This window comes from Mesorhizobium sp. M7A.F.Ca.CA.003.01.2.1 (assembly GCF_003998945.1).
In the GTDB taxonomy this organism is placed as follows: domain Bacteria; phylum Pseudomonadota; class Alphaproteobacteria; order Rhizobiales; family Rhizobiaceae; genus Mesorhizobium; species Mesorhizobium ciceri.
This window is the reverse complement of record NZ_RZRA01000820.1, coordinates 1-2,590: the sequence shown is the minus strand read 5'-3', so window position 1 is coordinate 2,590 and position 2,590 is coordinate 1. Positions and strand designations below refer to the sequence as shown.

General features: G+C 63.4%; 4 protein-coding genes and 2 pseudogenes. 2 read left to right on the top strand and 4 right to left on the bottom strand.

Annotation, left to right across the window (positions count from 1 at the left end):
• Positions 1 to 344: chloride channel protein (locus EN969_RS26120; RefSeq protein WP_206524824.1), on the top strand; the 344-nt coding region annotated here is incomplete at its 5' end.
• Positions 345 to 399: 55 nt separating this feature from the next.
• On the opposite strand, the gene EN969_RS26115 is transcribed toward EN969_RS26120, so the two are convergent.
• From EN969_RS26115 to EN969_RS26105, 3 genes are all read right to left on the bottom strand, one after another.
• A complete protein-coding gene (locus tag EN969_RS26115) occupies positions 400 to 903 on the bottom strand; it encodes an invasion associated locus B family protein (RefSeq protein ID WP_013528815.1) in 504 nt (167 codons plus the stop codon).
• A gap of 270 nt (positions 904 to 1,173) precedes the next feature.
• On the bottom strand, positions 1,174 to 1,536 hold the full coding sequence (locus EN969_RS26110; protein ID WP_013528816.1) for a YkvA family protein: 363 nt from the start codon (positions 1,534 to 1,536) through the stop codon (positions 1,174 to 1,176).
• 123 nt (positions 1,537 to 1,659) lie between these two features.
• On the bottom strand, positions 1,660 to 1,956 hold the full coding sequence (locus EN969_RS26105; RefSeq protein ID WP_063169551.1) for a 4a-hydroxytetrahydrobiopterin dehydratase: 297 nt from the start codon (positions 1,954 to 1,956) through the stop codon (positions 1,660 to 1,662).
• On the opposite strand from EN969_RS26105, the pseudogene EN969_RS26100 reads away from it, so the two are divergent.
• Positions 1,914 to 2,402: pseudogene (locus tag EN969_RS26100) on the top strand (low molecular weight protein-tyrosine-phosphatase); the annotation flags it as partial. The gene EN969_RS26105 and the pseudogene EN969_RS26100 sit on opposite strands and share 43 nt — an antisense overlap.
• A gap of 26 nt (positions 2,403 to 2,428) precedes the next feature.
• Here the strand turns inward: EN969_RS26100 and EN969_RS36275 are convergent.
• Positions 2,429 to 2,590: pseudogene (locus tag EN969_RS36275) on the bottom strand (RNA 2',3'-cyclic phosphodiesterase); the annotation flags it as partial.

Below are 2,590 nucleotides of genomic sequence, written 5' to 3'. Positions count from 1 at the left end.
TCTCGGGCATTCCGGGCGGTATCTTCGCGCCCTCGCTGGCTGTCGGCGCCGGCATCGGCAGTTCGCTCGGCCTCCTCTTTGGCGCGAGCACTGGGGTGGCGGCACTGCTCGGCATGGCCGGCTATTTCGCCGGTGTGGTGCAAGCGCCGATGACGGCCTTCGTCATCATCCTGGAGATGACCGGCAATCACGACAATGTCATCGCGCTGATGCTGGCCTCGATGCTGGGCTACGGCACGGCGCGCATGATCTCGCACGAGCCGCTCTATCACGCGCTATCGCGTGTCTTCATCGCCGAGGCGATCCGGCGCCGCCGGGCGGAGGCCGGGCCGGGGCAAGTATGAAAGAAAAAAGGCCGGACTTCGCGGCCCGGCCTTTCCCTCAAAAAAGTAGCTTTGCCTATTTACACTTGGCGATCGATGTCAGCGCCGCCGAAATGCCCTTCAGAGAGAAGACATAGGAGGTGGGATTGCCGCGGCCGGACTTCGCCGTCACCTTCATGTCGGTGCCGGTCTTCATGGCGGCGATCAGTACCGGCTCCTCGGCGGCATTCTCGACCCAGGCCGATTTGCCGCGCGTGAACATCGAAAACGTCTTCTTGTCGATGGTCACGGTGGCCTTGGAGCCTTCCTGGAAATTGTAGCCGGCAATGAATTGCGGCTCGTAGGACACTTGCTGGCCGGGCCGCTGGCTGACGAAGAAGAACATATCGCCATGGTCGAGCGTGGGCGGCTGCTTGTCGGTCGGCACGGTCAGGACATAGCAGACCTTGCCGCCCGATGCCTGGTAGCTGTAGGTGCCCCAGGCATTGTGCTGGCCGATCTTGGTCGCCGACTGCGCCAGTGCCGGCGCTGCCACGGCCACCAGGGCCAGACTCGAAACTATCGCAATCAATCCGCGCATCGCTTTTCCCGTATTCCAAATGGTGCGGAGGCAGGCCGGCTTGGCGTCCTGCCCGTCGCTTCATTTTGATTTAATCTGGGTTACCAAACGGTGAATTTCCGAAGAGAAAAGGACCCTCACCCCGAGGAAACCGCCACCATACCCGCGCCGCCGCCCTGCGAGCGGGTGGCGCGACATCCCTTTGGCGACTTGAAGGCCACGAAAGCGGCAAGAGTTTGACTTTTTACGCTGTCGCCGAAAGCCGGCTTCAACGGCGTTCCGCGCGCGTGTTCAGCCCTTCTCGGCCATGGCGTCCCTGGCGGCCTGCCGGTGCGCAGTGGTGATGTGGGCACTGACGGCGGTGATCGCGGCGGTGAGCACAGCGATGTCGTCGGTGAAGCCAAGCCCGAAGACGAAGTCGGGGATGACATCCACCGGCAGCACGAAATAGCCGAGCGCGGCCAGCAGAATGCCCTTGGCGCGCAGCGGCGTGTTCTTGTCCATGGCGCAATAATAGGCGGCCACGACCTCTTCCATGAAGGGGATCTGCCGCGCGGCCTTCTTGGCTGTGCGCCAGAATTTCTCGCGCACTTCGCTCTCGTCTGACGGCTTGCCGCCAAAGCCGAAGAAATCAAAACCGGATTGTTGCGCCATCAGTCTCTCCTTGCGGGGCTCATGCGCATCCGGCGCCTGCCCCGCGGGGGAAAATGTGGTGAAACCCGACCCCCGCTACAAGATGCCGGTGCCGATTTGGGCCTGCCGAGGCGATACCAGGCCTCAGGCGCCGGCAAAACGGTTCATTTTCGTGGCCAGATCGATATCGAGCGCAGTGACGCCGCCGGCGTCGTGGGTGTTCAGCGTCACGTCGACGGTCTTGTAGACATTCGACCAGTCGGGATGATGATCCATCGCCTCGGCGGCAAGCGCGACGCGGGTCATGAAGGCGAAAGCCTCGGAGAAATTCGCGAAGGTGAATGTGCGCTTGATGGAGGCGCCGTCTTCCGCCAGCGCCCAGCCGTCGAGGCCCGTCAATGCGGCTTCAGCGGCTTGCCTGCCCAGTTTCTCTCTCGCCATGTCCCTATCCTGTGCTATTCGAAAACGACCCTCACCATAGCGACGGATCGATGAGCGCGAAGCCTATAAATTCCATTCTCTTCGTCTGCCTCGGCAACATCTGCCGGTCGCCGCTGGCGGAAGGTGTCTTCCGCGCCGTTTGGGCCGAGCGCGGGTCGGCCCGGGATATCCTGCTCGATTCGGCGGGAACCAGTGACTGGGAGGCCGGCTCTGCCCCCGATCGACGCGCGATCGCGGTCGCCATGCGGCACGGCGTCGACATTTCCGGGCAGAGGGCGCGCAAGGTCACGCCGCAGGACCTCCACCGTTTCGACCTGATCCTTGGCATGGACCGGTCGAATGTCGCTGACCTGAAGGCGCTGGCGCCGGCGGCCGTGCAGGACCGTATCCATCTGTTCCTGGAATTCGCGCAGGGAAAGGCACGCGACGTGCCGGATCCTTATCATGACGAGGCAGAAGCCTTCGCTTCCGCCTATCGCATGATCCGCGAGGCGTCGGAGGCGCTGGCGACAAGGCTGGAGGCGCGGGCGTCCGTGCCTGACAGCGGCCAGGCTTCCTCGACGATGTAGGGTCCGCCGCCGACCGAATCGCGCGACGACATCAAAACGAAACGGCCGATGCGGAACGGCAGCGT

Bases quoted from the DNA above. Each gene is read 5' to 3' on its own strand.
- EN969_RS26115 (WP_013528815.1), bottom strand. From the start codon at position 903: ATGCGCGGATTGATTGCGATAGTTTCGAGTCTGGCCCTGGTGGCCGTG.
- EN969_RS26105 (WP_063169551.1), bottom strand. From the start codon at position 1,956: ATGGCGAGAGAGAAACTGGGCAGGCAAGCCGCTGAAGCCGCATTGACG.
- EN969_RS26110 (WP_013528816.1), bottom strand. From the start codon at position 1,536: ATGGCGCAACAATCCGGTTTTGATTTCTTCGGCTTTGGCGGCAAGCCG.